Origin of the sequence: Amycolatopsis sp. WAC 04169 (assembly GCF_003947535.1) — a bacterium.
GTDB lineage: Bacteria > Actinomycetota > Actinomycetes > Mycobacteriales > Pseudonocardiaceae > Amycolatopsis > Amycolatopsis keratiniphila.
In genome coordinates, this window is sequence record NZ_QHJI01000009.1 from 296361 (window position 1) to 311068 (window position 14708).

At 69.0% G+C, this 14708-nt stretch carries 15 protein-coding genes; 9 read left to right on the forward strand and 6 right to left on the reverse strand.

Going from position 1 to position 14708, the window contains the following annotated elements; all coding sequences use genetic code 11:
- Window positions 1-4: 4 nt before the first annotated feature.
- On the forward strand, window positions 5-1201 hold the full coding sequence (locus DMC61_RS26585) for an aldolase/citrate lyase family protein (protein ID WP_125692169.1): 1197 nt from the start codon (window positions 5-7) through the stop codon (window positions 1199-1201).
- On the opposite strand, the gene DMC61_RS26590 is transcribed toward DMC61_RS26585, so the two are convergent.
- Window positions 1180-1926 carry an ABC transporter ATP-binding protein gene (locus DMC61_RS26590; RefSeq protein ID WP_063272965.1) on the reverse strand — a complete coding sequence of 249 codons (747 nt, stop codon included), beginning with the start codon at window positions 1924-1926 and terminating at the stop codon, window positions 1180-1182. The two genes, DMC61_RS26585 and DMC61_RS26590, sit on opposite strands and share 22 nt — an antisense overlap.
- A gap of 70 nt (window positions 1927-1996) precedes the next feature.
- Here DMC61_RS26590 and DMC61_RS26595 point away from each other — a divergent pair, with 70 nt between their 5' ends.
- A complete protein-coding gene (locus tag DMC61_RS26595) occupies window positions 1997-2620 on the forward strand; it encodes a TetR/AcrR family transcriptional regulator (RefSeq protein ID WP_125692171.1) in 624 nt (207 codons plus the stop codon).
- A gap of 154 nt (window positions 2621-2774) precedes the next feature.
- Here DMC61_RS26595 and DMC61_RS26600 read toward each other — a convergent pair whose 3' ends face one another.
- From DMC61_RS26600 to DMC61_RS26620, 5 genes are all read right to left on the reverse strand, one after another.
- Window positions 2775-4028 carry an HNH endonuclease signature motif containing protein gene (locus tag DMC61_RS26600; RefSeq protein ID WP_125692173.1) on the reverse strand — a complete coding sequence of 418 codons (1254 nt, stop codon included), beginning with the start codon at window positions 4026-4028 and terminating at the stop codon, window positions 2775-2777.
- 177 nt (window positions 4029-4205) lie between these two features.
- Window positions 4206-4679, reverse strand: coding sequence for a GNAT family N-acetyltransferase (locus DMC61_RS26605; RefSeq protein ID WP_125692175.1), 474 nt, complete (start codon window positions 4677-4679; stop codon window positions 4206-4208).
- A gap of 9 nt (window positions 4680-4688) precedes the next feature.
- On the reverse strand, window positions 4689-5294 hold the full coding sequence (locus DMC61_RS26610; protein ID WP_043848305.1) for a DsbA family protein: 606 nt from the start codon (window positions 5292-5294) through the stop codon (window positions 4689-4691).
- 36 nt (window positions 5295-5330) lie between these two features.
- Window positions 5331-5813 (reverse strand): MarR family winged helix-turn-helix transcriptional regulator, encoded by a 483-nt coding sequence (locus DMC61_RS26615; protein WP_125692177.1) that lies wholly within the window; start codon window positions 5811-5813, stop codon window positions 5331-5333.
- A 1-nt stretch (window position 5814) separates the two neighbouring features.
- A complete protein-coding gene (locus tag DMC61_RS26620) occupies window positions 5815-7236 on the reverse strand; it encodes a PucR family transcriptional regulator (protein ID WP_125692179.1) in 1422 nt (473 codons plus the stop codon).
- A gap of 136 nt (window positions 7237-7372) precedes the next feature.
- On the opposite strand from DMC61_RS26620, the gene DMC61_RS26625 reads away from it, so the two are divergent.
- The 7 genes from DMC61_RS26625 to DMC61_RS26655 are packed head-to-tail and all read left to right on the forward strand — an operon-like array spanning window position 7373 to window position 14697.
- Window positions 7373-8242 carry a xanthine dehydrogenase family protein subunit M gene (locus tag DMC61_RS26625; RefSeq protein ID WP_125692181.1) on the forward strand — a complete coding sequence of 290 codons (870 nt, stop codon included), beginning with the start codon at window positions 7373-7375 and terminating at the stop codon, window positions 8240-8242.
- Window positions 8233-8703: a (2Fe-2S)-binding protein gene (locus tag DMC61_RS26630; RefSeq protein WP_125692183.1), complete on the forward strand. Its 471-nt coding sequence runs from the start codon at window positions 8233-8235 to the stop codon at window positions 8701-8703. Before DMC61_RS26625 ends, DMC61_RS26630 begins: the two co-directional genes overlap by 10 nt.
- Window positions 8700-10049 (forward strand): 8-oxoguanine deaminase, encoded by a 1350-nt coding sequence (locus DMC61_RS26635; RefSeq protein ID WP_125692185.1) that lies wholly within the window; start codon window positions 8700-8702, stop codon window positions 10047-10049. Before DMC61_RS26630 ends, DMC61_RS26635 begins: the two co-directional genes overlap by 4 nt.
- Complete coding sequence (pucD, locus tag DMC61_RS26640; protein ID WP_125692187.1) at window positions 10046-12328, forward strand: xanthine dehydrogenase subunit D; 2283 nt, start codon at window positions 10046-10048, stop codon at window positions 12326-12328. Before DMC61_RS26635 ends, pucD begins: the two co-directional genes overlap by 4 nt.
- Window positions 12329-12361: 33 nt before the next feature.
- Entirely contained in the window at window positions 12362-12856 is a 495-nt protein-coding gene (locus DMC61_RS26645; protein ID WP_016336263.1) for a nucleoside deaminase, read from the forward strand.
- A 36-nt stretch (window positions 12857-12892) separates the two neighbouring features.
- Entirely contained in the window at window positions 12893-14335 is a 1443-nt protein-coding gene (locus tag DMC61_RS26650) for an NCS2 family permease (RefSeq protein WP_016336262.1), read from the forward strand.
- Window positions 14326-14697 (forward strand): gamma-glutamylcyclotransferase, encoded by a 372-nt coding sequence (locus DMC61_RS26655; protein ID WP_072030696.1) that lies wholly within the window; start codon window positions 14326-14328, stop codon window positions 14695-14697. The genes DMC61_RS26650 and DMC61_RS26655 overlap by 10 nt, the downstream gene beginning before the upstream one ends.
- The last annotated feature ends 11 nt before the right edge of the window (window positions 14698-14708 follow it).

Consider the following 14708-nt stretch of genomic DNA (forward strand, 5'->3'; position numbering starts at 1 on the left):
ACAAATGGGGAACGGGCGGCTCACCGAGGACGTCTACACCGCCGCTGACGCGCGCCTCGCCGAGGCGGACGCGCGCGTCGCGGCCAAGTACCCCGGCGAGCCGCCCGGCCGCCAGCCCGTGCACACCGTGTACGTGCCCGCGTCGCAGTACAAGACGCGGCTCGTGGCGGACTGGGGCAAGCAGGCTCTGCGGGTCTTCGGCGAGCACGCCGATCAGCTGGGCCTGGACGCGGACATCGCCGACCGGGTCCGGACCAAACTGCTGACCGAGCCGATCGAAGATCTGCGGATCGACTTCGAGGACGGCCTCGGCAGGCCTGGCGACGAGGAAGAGGACGCCATCGCGCTCGCCGCGGGGCGGACGCTCGCCGTCACGGGCGGCACGCCGTTCGTCGGCATCCGGTTCAAGAGCTTCGAGGCCGCGACCCGCCGTCGCGGCATCCGCACGCTCGACCTCTTCCTGGCCGGATTGCTGGAAAGCGGGCCGCTGCCGGAAGGTTTCGTCGTCACGCTGCCGAAGGTGACCGCCGTCGAGCAGGTCGAAGTGGCGGCGGATGTCCTGGAGCGTCTCGAATCCGCGTACGGCCTGGCAGAGGGCGTCTTGCGGTTCGAGGTCCAGATCGAGACCGCGCAGTCCATTGTGGACATCGATGGGACGGTGGCGGTGCCGCGGATCATCGACGCCGCGCGCGGCCGCTGTTCCGGCCTGCACTACGGCACCTACGACTACAGCGCCGGGCTCGGGATCAGCGCCGAGTACCAGAGCATGGAACACCCGGCCGCCGATTTCGCCAAGCAGCTCATGCAGGTTTCGGCCGCGGGCACCGGCGTCCGGCTTTCGGACGGCTCGACGAACAAGCTGCCCGTGGGCGACGCGATCCTCCCGGCCTGGCGCGAACATCTGCGCTTGGTGCGGCGCTCGCTGGAGCGCGGCTTCTACCAGGGCTGGGATCTGCATCCGCACCAGCTGCCCACCCGATTCGCCGCCACGTACGCGTTCTTCCGCGAAGGTTTCCCGGCCGCGCTGGGCCGCCTGCGTGACTATGCCGACCAGACCGGGCGCGGCGTGCTGGACGAACCGGCGACCGCGCAGGCGCTGGCGAGCTTCTTGTTGCGGGGACTGGATTGCGGAGCCGTGGACGCGGGGGAGCTTTCGTTCTCCCGGGCGGAGCTGGACGGCTACGCGCGAAGGACCGCGTGATACTCGGCGAGAATCTCGTCCAGTGAGCCGCGGGCGCGGATCCGGCCTTCCTCCATCCAGAGGGCGGTGGTGCACAGTTCGCGCAGCAGCTCGTCGGAATGCGAGGCGAACACCAGCACACCCGAACGACGGGCGAGGTCGACGAGCCGCTCGCGTGCCTTGGTGAGGAACGCGGCGTCGATCGCGCCGAGACCCTCGTCGAGAATGAGGATCTCGGGATCGATGGTGGTCACCACGCCGAGCGCGAGCCGCACCCGCATGCCGGCGGAGTAGGTGCGCAGCGGTAGGTGCAAGTAGTCGCCCAGCTCGGTGAACTCGGCGATGTCGTCCACCCGCTTCTCCATTTTCCTGCGGCTCATGCCGAGGAACAGGCCGCGGATCAGGATGTTCTCGTGGCCCGAGACCTCGGGATCCAGCCCCACCCCGAGGTCGAACACCGGCGCGATCCGCCCGACGACGCGCGCGCTGCCCCTGGTCGGCTCGTAGATTCCGGACAGCAGCCGCAGGAGAGTGGACTTCCCGGCGCCGTTGTGCCCGACCAGGCCGACGCGATCGCCCTCGCCCAGTGACAGGGAGATGTCCCGCAGGGCCTCGATGATCGGGACTTTCGCGCCGGTGCCGATCTTGCCGCCGACCTTGCCGAGCACCTGTTTCTTGAGCGACCGGGTCTTGGCGTCGAAGATCGGGAAATCGACGTAGGCGTCCTGTACTTCGATGCTCACCACGGGTCGTCCTCCTCGCGCTCGCCAGATGCGAACGGAAGTTATCATTCGCGTTTGTGGTAACGTCCGCCCGGTGAGTCAGTCATCCGTCGATCAGGGCTTCCGGCCACCGCAGCAAGCCCGCAGCCGGGAGTCGCTCCAGAAGGTGCTGGCCGCCGCCGAGCACGTCTTGGAGCGCCAAGGCTTCGAGGAGCTCACCGTCGCGGCGGTCGCCGAGCAGGCGGGGATGTCGGTCGGCGCGATCTATCGCCGATTTTCCGGTAAGAGCCAGCTGCTGTACGCCGTGAAAGACCAACTGCTCGGACAGCTGGAATCCGGTGTCGGCGAAGCACTCGGCTCCGCGGAGCCCGGGCTGCGCGGGGTCGTCGGCGCGTTCACCCGTGCTCTGGCAGGGACGTTCGCCCGCCACGACCGGATCTTCTCCGAGTTGCTCGACAACCAGCGGGCCGAGGGGCGAGATCGTGGCCTCCAAGCGCTGGCAACGATCCAGCGCGGTTTCGTGGAGGCGGCTCGGCCTTGTCTCGAGGAGGTCCGCCGGGTGGACGGGGAGCGGGCGATCCGGATGATGAGCCGGACCATCATCGGATCCTGTGTGCACCGGGCCGCCAGTGGGCGGTTCTGGTCCGATGGGCTGAGCTGGGATGTTTGGGCGAGTGAGACGACCGAGATGGCTTTGGCTTATCTGGAGTCGGCTTAGGCGGGATTCGGGTAGGCCGTCCGGTGGTGGGGCTTCCCGGCGACGGAGGTTTTCGTCGCCGAAGTAAGTCCTGAGGATCTCGGCTCGGTTTCCTGTCCTGTGCCGGGCATGCCGAGGGGCCCGTCGCCTGGGTGGCTGGCGGGCTCCTCGGGGTTCAGCGGTGGTGCAGGGTGTTGCGCCGCGGTTGTCGGAGTGGGTCTCGGTATTGGGGTGGGATGAACTCCGGTAACCCATCGGCCGCCATGTGTACTTCCCAATCACCGTGGTGGATCAACCGGTGGTGGAAGCCGCAGAGCAACACGAGATTCCGAAGATCGGTCGGTCCGCCGTCTGCCCAGTGCTCGATATGGTGAGCGTGGCAGTTCTTGGGTTTCCGATGGCAGCCGGGGAAGGCGCAGCCGCCGTCGCGGATGTTGAGCGCCCGGCGTTGGCCTGGGGTGACGAATCTTCGGAGGCGTCCCATGTCCAGGGGTTCGCCCGAGGTGCCCATCACGACCGGCAGCATGAGGCAGTCGCAGGCGGCGAGTCGGGCTTCGCGGGCGGTCATCGACCCGACAAAGTCCAGGCAGGCGGTGCCGAGACCGGACTTCAACTCCTCAAGTCCGATGGTGACATTCACCAAGGTCCGGTAGCCACTAGTGCCGGGCTGATCGGGGCAGGCGATGGCCAGGTCGAGGAGTTCGGCCCAGGCGTCGCCCATGCGTTCGCACTTCATCCGCAGATCCGCTTGGCCGAATTCGTCGACGGGGCGGGGCTGGGCGTGCGCCTCCAACGCGGCGGCGGTGCGGGCGCCGGTCTCGTCGTCGAGGAGGCCGGTGAGTTTCCAGAAGCCGTCTTTGCGGCGTTCCAGGGTGATTTCGCGACGTGGTTCCTTGGGCTCTGGGTCCTTCGGCTCGTTGCCGTCGGGGTTGAGCCAACCCATTAGTTTCGTCTCGGCCTTGGAGAATTGTCGGGGTCCGGCGTTTGGGGCGAGGTCCGCGAGGATCTTCTCCGCGACCGCCCGATCCTCAGCGGAGGTGTCGGCAGGGAGGTTCTTCAAGATCTCCAGGATCTGATCGATCCGCTCATCCCCGACCAGTCCCTGAGCGGCGACCGCAGCGGTCGCCGGAGCCACGGGCGGAACCTCCGTGCCATCCAAGGCCCGGGTGGGGTTCAGGGGGATCGCCCGTTTCACCACCGCGCCCGCTTCGCCGCGCGACAACCCCGCCATCTCCGCGAACCAGCTCGCCGTACTTCCATGCCCGTATAAGTCTTTGACGCCCCGATTCTCGATCTCCGCCAGAAACTGCCCCAACCCGGCAGTGGCCATGCGAATCACCTGCAAGAACTGCTGCACGCCATGCGCAAGCTCCAGCTTGCCGGCGCGCCACAGCTCCTGCGGCAGTTCGGGAAGGAAGGTCTCGGACACCCCTCAATAATACCGCAAATCCGTCGAACGCGTGTTCGTAATTTTAGGCAACAAGCCAAACTGTGCGAACAACACGGAAGGGTGAAACAGTCGTCAACGCCGAATCACTCTAAGCGCTTCGCATTTAGTCGACTAAATGCGAAGCGCGCGCTGCAATTAGTCGACTAAATGCGGAACTCAAGCGAGAGGCTTTGCGTAGCGCAGGCAGGGCACCGAAACCAAGCCATCCGGTCCGGCGACCCGATTGTCGAACTCGCCCTCATCAACCCACCCGCACCGTTCGTAAAACCGCCGGGCCCGCGCATTCCCCGGCGCCACCGCGAGCCAAGCGCGCCCATGTCCGCCCGCGCGCACCAGCCGTTCCGCTTCAGCGAGCAGCGCCCCGGTCACCCCGCTCCCGCGATGGTCCGACGAAACATAAACCTGTTCGACTTCATCCCCGACGACCATCACGAAACCCGCCACCTCGCCGTCCAGTACGGCGACGGTCGTATCGCCGACCCGCTCCGCCGCCCGGGTCCAGAACGACTCGCGGGTGCGGATCCGGACGAGTGCGTCGGGCACGTTGCCGAGGTGACCGTCCTGCCAGCCCTGGTACCAGATCTTCGCGACGGCGTCAGCGTCCGCGGATGTAGCCGGTCGAAGCGTCATGCGTGAAGTCTAGGAAACCAGCGCGCCGATCCGCCGCTCCACTTCGTCCGCGCTCGCGTTCCCGGCGACCAGCGTCACGATCCGTTCCCCGGGAAGGTCGGCCAGTAGCGTCGGATAGCCCGTGACGCCGAGTTCCCGCGCGCGCCGGAAGTCGTCCGCGGCGGAAACCCGGTCCAGTGCGGCCTCGACTGCGTCGCCGTCCAGGCCCGCGCGCTGCGCGACCACGCGATAGGTCGAGACCTCGGAAAGGCTCAGTCCGTCGAGGTAGAAGGCTTCCTGTAGCAGTGCCGCGAGTCGCACCGCGCGGTCCGGCGCGACCTCGCGCAGAGCCGCCATCCCGCAGGCGGCGGCCTCGGAGTCCATGACGAACTCGCCGTCCGCGATCAGCCGTTCGTAGCTTTCCCCGAACGGCGCGCCGGTGCGGCGGGTGATCTCGGCGTTGGCTCCCTGGACGTAGCCGAACTGCCGGATCGGCACCCGGCGCCCACCGAGGAACAGGCCGCCGGAAACCACTTCGACCGGCAGGTCCGGATGCCGGTGCGCGACGTCGGCCATGGTGCGGGCGAACCCGTAAGACCAGCCGCAGTACGCGTCGAAGACATAGATGAGCTTCATGTCGAGACTCAACGGTATCTGACTAGTCAGGTATTCCTAGCGGAGCTTGGGGAGTGCGTCACGTGCCGAGTGGCTCAGCGTCCGCAGGTCCTGGGCGAACCGTTCGCGGTGGTCCGCGGGCAACGGGTCGAGGAAGAGCCGCTGGATGTTCTCGACGTGCACCCGCGCGGCCCGCACCGTCGTCTCTTCGCCTTGCGCGGTCAGCCGCACGAGCTGGACACGGCGGTCCTCGGGATCGGAAGAACGCACGACCAGGCCCAGCGTGGTCATCCGGTCGACCAGCCGCGTCGCGCCGCCGGTGGTCAGCACCTGCTCCTGTGCGATCGCGCGCATGCTCATGCCGGCGTCGCCGGCCCTGCCGACGATGAGGAGGACCTCAAACATCAGGTGCGAGATCCCGCATTCGGCTTCCAGCGCGCGGCCGAGCAGGTATTCGAGCCGGTTCGCCGCGCCCATCATCCGGCCGAAGGCGAGCACACGCGGGTCGTAGGCGGCTTCTTTCGCCGTGGTGATGCCCATTTCAGCTCCCTGCCGACAAGGCCAAATAGACGTCGAGCTGTTCGGTGAACTCGGTCAGATCGGTGCCGAGCAGTTCGCTCGCGCGCCCGATCCGGTACCGCAGCGTATTGACGTGGACGTGCAGTTCCCGCGCGGCTCGCGTCGGCGAGCCGGAGCATTCGAGGAAGACGCGCAGGGTGTGCACCAGATCGGTGCCCTGTTCGGCGTCGTAGGTCAGCAACGGCCCCAGCACCCGCCGCCGCAACGCCGTCCGCAGATCGTCGGGGGTACCTGCCAGCAGCAGCCGGTGCATGCCGATCTCGCCGCCGGGGACGACCTCGATCGTCCCTGGCCGTTCCGCCGCCACGGCCAGCGCGTAGCGCGCGACCTCCTTCGCGCCCCGCAGTACCGAGACCGGGGAACGGTCGCTGATCCCGATCAGCACCCGGCGGCACGGCAGCAACGAGTCCACTGTGGACAGTGCGGCGGTCACGGTGGCGGGCCACTCTTCCGGCCACTCGCCGTCGTCTTCGGCCACCGCCCAGGTGGTCTCGCCTGCGGGACCGACCAGCGCACCCGGGGGCAGGAGTTCCGTCAGGATGCCGCGTGCCGCTTCGGATCCTTCAGTGCGCGCGACGACGAACCGCAGATCGCCGCGCAGCCCGGTCGCGGTCAGCGCCGCGTGCGGATCGCTTCCCTCGTCGAGCGCGGCGAGCAACGGTTCGACCACCCGGTCGGTGACCGCGCGGACCTCGTCAGCCCGCGTGCGCGCGAGCCCGATCAGCCCGGCGAGTTCCTCGGCGATCTCCGCCTGTGCCGCGGTCAGGGCGCCGCCGATCGCGAGCAGCCACGGCACCGCGTGCCTGCCCCCGACGGGGCGGACCGAGACGTCGTCCGCCTCCAGGGAACGTCCGCCCGCGGCGACGAACCGCCGTACGAGTTCCGACGCCGTGCCGGCGGGTTCCACCCAGCAGGGGAGACCGATCTCGGCGCGCGCCCGCTCCAGCAGCGTCTCCACCGACGCGTCTTCCGTCGCCGCTGAAAGCAAACGTTTGCGGGCGCCTTCCGCGGCCGCCGCCAACGCCAGCACCACGCGTTCGGTGACGACCGAGAACGACAGATCCGCCGGCACTTCCAGCAACGGGATCCCGTGCCGGGTACAGGCTTCGACGAGATCCTCGGGAATGCCGTCGGAATCCGCACCGGACGCCGCGAGCGCCGCGGCCCCGGCCTTCGCCAGCGCGGCGACGAAGGCCTCGGAATCGCCCGGCCCGCGCCACCACAGCAACCCGCTCAGGACGAATTCGCCCGCCGACACGTACCGCCCTGGATCGGGCAGCTCCGTGACGTAGATCCGGGACACCGGACGGTCGAGCAGAGCCGTCCCGGCGCGCACGCGCAAGCGCAACCCGGGCAGCGCCAGCAGAGTTTTCACGGTCGTCATCAGGTTTGTAGGAAAGCACAAAACGACCGGCGTGTGCAGGGGAGATTTCATGCTTCGGCACCGTTGCCGCCATACGGGCGCAGGGCGTCTACTGAGTCAGCCGTCACAGATCGCCGCCGAACCGAGGAGCCCGAGAGTGGATTTCCTGCGCCCCAGCTCGCTGACCGAGGCGCTCGCCGTCAAGGCCGAGCGACCCGACGCGGTGCCCATCGCGGGTGGTACGGACGTCATGGTGGAGCTCAACTTCGACCACCGCCGCCCCGGCGCGCTGCTCGACCTCAACCGCGTCACCGAACTCGCCGAGTGGACCGAGGCCGACGGCAAGATCCGCCTCGGCGCCTCGGTGCCCTACGTCCGGGTGATCGCTGAGCTGGGTGAAGTTCTGCCCGCGCTGGCGATGGCTTCCCGCACCGTCGGCTCGCCCCAGATCCGCAACCGGGGCACCGTCGGCGGCAACCTCGGTGCCGCCTCGCCCGCCGGTGACACGCATCCCGTGCTGCTCGTGCTCGGCGCCGAGGTCGAGGCCGCGTCGGTACGCGGGACCCGGCTGATCCCGGCCGAGGAGTTCTACCTCGGCGTCAAGCGCAACGCCCTCGAACCCGACGAGCTGATCACCGCGGTGCACCTGCCCGCCGAGGTCGGCCCGCAGCAGTTCGCGAAGGTCGGCACGCGCAACGCGATGGTCATCGCGGTCTGCTCGTTCGCGCTGGCCTTGCACCTGGACACGCGCGAGATCCGCGCGGCGGTCGGCTCGGCGGCGCCGACCCCGCGCCGCGCGACGGTGGCGGAGGAATTCCTCGGTGCCGAACTTCCCTGGTCCACCAAGGCTTCGATCACGGATTCCGTCAAACGCCGGTTCGGCGAGCTGGTGTCGGAGGCGGCGTCGCCGATCGACGACGTCCGCGGCAGCGCCGATTACCGCAAACACGCGTTGTCCGTCCTGGCGCGGCGGACGCTGACCTGGGCGTGGAACGACTTCCAGAAGGGTGAACGCGAGTGCGCGTGAACGTGACGATCAACGGCGAGTCCCGCCAGGCCGACGACGTCTGGGAGGGCGAGAGCCTGCTGTACGTGCTCCGCGAGCGGCTCGGCCTCCCCGGCTCCAAGAACGCCTGTGAGCAGGGCGAGTGCGGCTCCTGCACGGTCTACCTCGACGACGTCCCGGTGTGTTCGTGCCTGGTCGCGGCCGGTCAGGTCGAGGGCCGCGAGGTCCGCACGGTCGAAGGGCTCGCCGACGGTGACGAGCTGGACCGCGTGCAGCAGTCCTTTGTGGACGCGGGCGCCGTCCAATGCGGCTTCTGCACCCCCGGCCTCGTGGTGGCCGCGCACGATCTGCTCAACCGGGTCGAAAACCCCGCCGACGAGGAGATTCGCGAGGCGCTGGCGGGGAACCTCTGCCGGTGTACCGGATACGAGAAGATCCTCGACGCCGTCCGGTTGGCCGCGACCAGGGGAGAGACCACGTGAAGACCGTCATCGAGAACGCCGCGATCGCCACCGTCGACGGAGCGGGCACCGAGCACGCTTCGGGCCACGTCGTCATCGAGAACGACCGCATCGCGGCGGTCGGCGCGGGCAAGGCGCCCGACGGCGAGTACGACGAACGCGTCGACGGCTCCGGCTGCCTGGTCACGCCCGGCCTGATCAACACCCACCACCACCTCTACCAATGGGCCACGCGCGGTCTCGCCGCCGACCACACGCTCTTCGAATGGCTGGTCGCCCTGTACCCGGTGTGGGGCAGGCTCGACGCCGAGATCACGCACGCGGCCGCCACGGCCGGGCTGACCCGGCTCGCGACCACCGGCTGCACCACGGTCGCCGACCACCACTACGTCTTCCCACGTGACGGCGGCGACCAGGTGGAAGCCCTCGCCGCCGCCAGGATCCGCGTCGGCGTGCGGTTGCACGTCGTACGCGGCTCGATGGACCGCGGCGAGTCCCAGGGCGGGCTCCCGCCGGACAACCTCGTCGAGGAGACCGAGGCCGCGCTGCTCGGCACCGAAGCCGCGATCGACCGCTTCCACGACGACTCCGCCGGCGCGCATCTGCAGATCGCGGCCGGCCCGTGCTCGCCGTTCTCGGTGAGCGAGCGGCTGATGACCGGCGCGGCGGAATTGGCGCGCCGCAAGGGGGTCCGGCTCCACACGCATCTCGCCGAAACGGTCGACGAGGAGAAGCAGTGCCTCGCCGAAGTCGGCTGCACCCCGGCGGAATACGCCGACAAACTCGGCTGGCTCGCGGACGACGTCTGGCTCGCGCACTCGATCCACCTCGCCCCGGAGGCGATCCGGCGGATGGGCGCCACCGGCACCGGCGCGGCGCACTGCCCGACGTCCAACGGACGGATCGGCGCCGGCATCGCCCCGGTCCGGCAGTTGCTCGACGCCGGGGTGCCGGTCGGCGTCGGCGCCGACGGCGCTGCGTCCAACGAATCCGGTGGCCTCGGCGAGGAACTGCACCAGGCGCTGTTGCAGGCGCGGCAGCGTGGCGGACCGCGCGGACTGACCACGCGGGAAGCGCTGTGGATGGGCACGATGGGCGGCGCCCGCTGCCTCGGCAGGCAGAAGGACCTGGGTTCGATCGAGGCCGGCAAGCTCGCCGATCTCGCGGTCTGGAACCTGAACGGCCTGAACTACGCCGGGATCACCGACCCGGTCGCCGCTCTGGTGCTCGGCACGACCCCGCCGGTCGAGCGGCTGTACGTCGGCGGCGCGACCGTCGTCGAGGGCGGAACCCTGCGCGAGGAATCCGAAGACGAGATCGCCCGTGAGCTGGCCGTGGCCAGTGCCCGGCTGAGGGAGACGGTATGACCACCACTGAAGTCTCCAAGCAGACCACCGAGAACGGCGTGGGGTCGAGCCCGCGCCGGCCCGACGGCACGGTCAAGGTCCGCGGTGAGTTCGCCTACTCCTCGGATCTGTGGCACGAGGACATGCTGTGGGGCGCGACGCTGCGCAGCCCGCATCCGTACGCGCGGATCACCGGTGTCGACATCACCGAAGCCCTTGCGGTGCAAGGGGTGTACGCGGTGCTGACGCACGAAGACGTGCCCGGCGTGAACAAGTACGGGCTGGAGCACGCGGATCAGCCAGTGCTCGCCGTCGACGTCGTGCGCTACCAGGGGGAGCCCGTCGCGCTCGTCGCCGCGGACCACCCCGAGACCGCGCGCCGCGCGATGAAACGGATCAAGGTCTCCTACGAGGTCCTCGAACCGGTGACGGATTCCGAGAAGGCCGCAGCCGGTGAGGGCGCCGAGCTGCACCCCGGCGGAAACGTCGTGCGCTACGCCAAGATCCGCCACGGTGACCAGTCGGTGAAGGCCGATGTCGTGGTGTCCGGCGTCTACGAGGTCGGCATGCAGGACCAGGCCTTCCTCGGGCCGGAGTCGGGTATGGCGATCCCGGACACCGAAGGCGGAGTCGACCTGTACGTCGCCACGCAGTGGCTCCACGTCGACCAGCAGCAGATCGTCGCCGCGCTGGGCCTGCCCAAGGACAAGGTCCGGCTGACGCTCGGCGGGGTCGGCGGCGCGTTCGGCGGCCGTGAGGACCTGTCGATCCAGGTCCACGCGTGCTTGCTGGCGCTGCACACCGGCAAGCCGGTCAAGATGGTCTACAACCGCGAGGAATCCTTCTACGGTCACGTGCACCGCCATCCGGCGAAGATGTACTACGAGCACGGCGCGGACAAGGACGGCCGGCTCGTCTACGTGAAGGCGAAGCTGTACCTGGACGGTGGCGCGTACGCGTCGTCCACCGGCGCGGTGGTGGCGAACGCGGCCACGCTCGGCGTCGGCCCGTACAATGTGGACAGTGCTTCGGTCGACTGCTGGGGCGTGTACACCAATAATCCGCCGTGCGGTGCGATGCGTGGTTTCGGCGCGGTGCAGGCGGGCTTCGCGTACGAGTCCCAAATGGACAAGCTCGCCGAGGCGTGCGGCATCGACCCGGTGGACATCCGGATCCGCAACGCGATGGCCGAAGGCAGTGTCATGCCCACCGGCCAGATCGTCGACTCGGCCGCCCCGGTCGCCGAACTGCTGGAACGCCTGCGGGCCAAGCCGTTGCCCGTCGCGCACGAGGAGCTCGACCTGCGCCGGATGCCCGGCGGCGTCTCCAACACCACGCACGGCGAGGGCGTCGTCCGCGGTGTGGGGTACGCGGTCGGCATCAAGAACATCTGTTTCTCCGAGGGGTTCGACGACTACTCGACGGCCCGCGTGCGGCTGCAACTCGTCGGCGGCGAACCCGCGGCGACCGTGCACACCGCGGCCTGCGAGGTCGGCCAGGGGCTCGTCACGATCATGCAGCAGATCGTGCGGACCGAACTCGGCATCGAGCAGGTGACGATCCTGCCGATGGACACCAACATCGGCAACGGCGGGTCGACGTCGGCCTCCCGGCAGAGCTACGTCACCGGCGGCGCCGTGCAGGCCGCGTGCGTCGCGGTGCGCTCCGGGCTGCACAAGCACCTGGCGGGCAAGCTCGCCGCGGACGGGAAGCTGAACGTCGTCGGAGGCAAGGTCGTCTCGGCTGACGGCAGCGTGCTCGCGGACCTCGCCGACGTCCTCGGCGACGAGGTCTTCGACGAGACCGTGGAATGGCGGCACCGGCCGACGGTGCCCATCGATCCCGAGACCGGGCAAGGGAACGCGCACGTCCAGTACGGTTTCGCGGCGCACCGCGCGGTCGTGGACGTCGACACCGAACTCGGCCTGATCAAGGTCGTCGCGCTCGACTGCGCGCAGGACGTCGGCAAGGCGCTGAACCCGCAGGCGGTGCTCGGCCAGATCCAGGGCGGCTCCGCGCAGGGGCTCGGGCTCGCGGTGATGGAGGAGATCCAGACCGACGGCGGGAAGATCCGCAACCCGTCGTTCACCGACTACCTGATCCCGACCGTGCTGGACATGCCGCCGATGGACATCGACGTCCTCGAACGGCCCGACCCCAACGCCCCGTATGGTCTGCGCGGGGTCGGCGAGCCGCCGACGATCTCGTCCACCCCGGCGATCGTCGCGGCCATCCGCGCGGCCACCGGGCTCGCGCTGCCCCGCGTCCCGGTGCGGCCCGAACACCTCACCGGCACCTGAGAATCCGTACTTTTCCGAGCTAGGAGCACATCCGTGGGTACCCGTTTGTCCATTTCGGAGTCCGACGAGCAGAAATGGCTCGCCGAAGCCGTCCAGTTGGCCACCGCGAACGTCGAAAACGGCGGCGGCCCGTTCGGCGCGATGATCGTCCGCGACGGTTCGGTGCTGGCCACCGGGACCAACCAGGTGACCCCGACGCTGGACCCGACGGCGCACGCCGAGGTGGTCGCGATCCGCGCGGCCTGCCAGGCGATCGGCGACTACAAGCTCGACGGCTGCGTCCTCGTGACCTCCTGCGAGCCTTGCCCGCTCTGCCTTTCCGCCGCGCTCTGGGCGCGTGTCGGCAAGGTCGTCTACGCCGCGGACCGCCACGACGCGGCCGAGGCGGGTTTCGACGACCGCGAGTTCTACGACCTCTTTTCCCGCCCGCGCGAGACCTGGTCACTACCCGTCGGCCAACTGTCCCTTCCGGACTCCTTCGCGCCTTTCCAGGCCTGGCTGTCGAAACCCGACAAGAAGGCTTACTGAGCGAATCTTCCCGCCCCACAACGTTGTGGAGTAGGCATGACCCAATTAGGTACAGAGCGTCCCCACCTGCCCTCGTCCGAGCCGAGGCGGCTGTCCGGGCTCGACCGCTGGTTCAAGATCTCCCACCGCGGCAGCACGATCGGCCGCGAGGTGCGCGGCGGGATCACCACGTTCGTCGCGATGTGTTACATCGTGTTGCTCAACCCGCTCATCCTCGGTGCGTCGGCCGACATCACCGGCGCCAAGCTGACCACCGAGGCGATCACCACCGCGACCGCGCTGGCGGCCGGCGTCACCACGATCCTGATGGGCCTGGTCGGCAACGCGCCGCTGGCCCTCGCGGCCGGCCTGGGCGTGAACGGTGTCGTCGCCTTCCAGATGGCGCCCGCGATGACGTGGGCGCAGGCCTTCGGGCTCGTGGTCCTCGAAGGCTTCTGCATCGTGCTGATGGCGGTTTCCGGTGTCCGGGAACGGATCATCAACGCGATCCCGATGGCGCTCAAGGTCGCGATCACCGTCGGCATCGGGCTCTACATCGCGCTGGTCGGCCTGGTCAGCGCCGGATTCGTGACCAGGACACCGGATTCGGCGCAGTCGACGGTGCCGGTGCGGATGGGGATCGCCGGCCACCTCGAAGGCTGGCCGATCGCGATCTTCTGTCTCGGGCTGCTGTTGATGATCGTGCTGGTGAGCCGCGGGGTTCCGGGCGCGGTGCTGATCAGCATCGCGGTCGCGACCGGTCTCGCCGTGCTGGTCAACAGCGTGTTCCACGTCGAAGGCTGGGGACTGGTCGAACCCAAGGTGCCCGACCAGGTCGTCGCGCATCCCGATTTCAGCCTGCTGGGCGACATCGATCTCTTCGGCGGGTTCGGCTCGGCGGGCGCGGTGACCGCGGCGGTCTTCCTGTTCACGCTGGTGCTTTCCGGCTTCTTCGACGCGATGGGCACGATCACGTCGGTCTCGGAGGAGGCCGGCCTGGTCAAGAACGGCAAGGTCGAGGGGATGGGCCGGATCCTGCTGGTCGACGGCGCGGGCGCGCTGGCGGGCGGCGTCACCGGATCGGCGCCGAACACCGTGTTCCTCGAATCGGCGGCAGGCGTCGGCGAAGGCGCGCGGACCGGGCTGGCGAGCATCGTCACCGGCGGGTTGTTCACCGCGACACTGTTCCTGACGCCGATCGCGGCCATCGTCCCGGCACAGGCCGCGGCGCCCGCGCTGGTGGTCATCGGCGGGATGATGATGGCGCAGTGCGCGCGGATCCCTTGGCGGGATCTGGATTTCGCGATCCCGGTGTTCCTGACCATCGCGCTGATCCCGTTCACCTACTCGATCACCAACGGGATCGGCGCCGGGCTGGTCGCCTACGTGCTGATCAAGATCTGCAAGGGCAAGATCCGCGAGATCGGCTGGATCCTCGGGATCCTGGCCGCGGTGTTCGGGGTGTACTTCGGGATCGAAGGGATCATGTCGTGGTTCTGATGTTCCTCAACGGCGGTGGGATGCGCGGCGGACCGCTGCACGAACAGTTGCAGGGCGCGCCGCTGTGCTGCGTGGCCCGCTCGGCGCCCAAGTATCACTATTTCTCCGTGGGAGACCGGTTCCCGGCGATGCACGAGGGCGGTTCCGCGTCCGTCGTGGGCGAGGTCTACGACCTGCCGCTCACGGTGCTGCGGGATCACCTCGTCCCCGCGGAACCGCCGGAGCTGGAACTGGGCGTCATCGAACTGGAGGACGGCGCGGCCTGTCTCGCCACCGTCCTGCGTTCGTCCTATGTGGACTCGCCGGAGCTGACGGACATCTCCGCGGTGGGGGACTGGCGGGCGTATCTGGCGTCCCGCTAAAGGTTCTGTGA

Coding starts and splice junctions, on each gene's coding strand:
- DMC61_RS26585 (WP_125692169.1), top strand. CDS start 5: ATGGGGAACGGGCGGCTCACCGAGGACGTCTACACCGCCGCTGACGCG.
- DMC61_RS26620 (WP_125692179.1), bottom strand. CDS start 7,236: ATGACGACCGTGAAAACTCTGCTGGCGCTGCCCGGGTTGCGCTTGCGC.
- DMC61_RS26615 (WP_125692177.1), bottom strand. CDS start 5,813: ATGGGCATCACCACGGCGAAAGAAGCCGCCTACGACCCGCGTGTGCTC.
- DMC61_RS26610 (WP_043848305.1), bottom strand. CDS start 5,294: ATGAAGCTCATCTATGTCTTCGACGCGTACTGCGGCTGGTCTTACGGG.
- DMC61_RS26605 (WP_125692175.1), bottom strand. CDS start 4,679: ATGACGCTTCGACCGGCTACATCCGCGGACGCTGACGCCGTCGCGAAG.
- pucD (WP_125692187.1), top strand. CDS start 10,046: ATGACCACCACTGAAGTCTCCAAGCAGACCACCGAGAACGGCGTGGGG.
- DMC61_RS26650 (WP_016336262.1), top strand. CDS start 12,893: ATGACCCAATTAGGTACAGAGCGTCCCCACCTGCCCTCGTCCGAGCCG.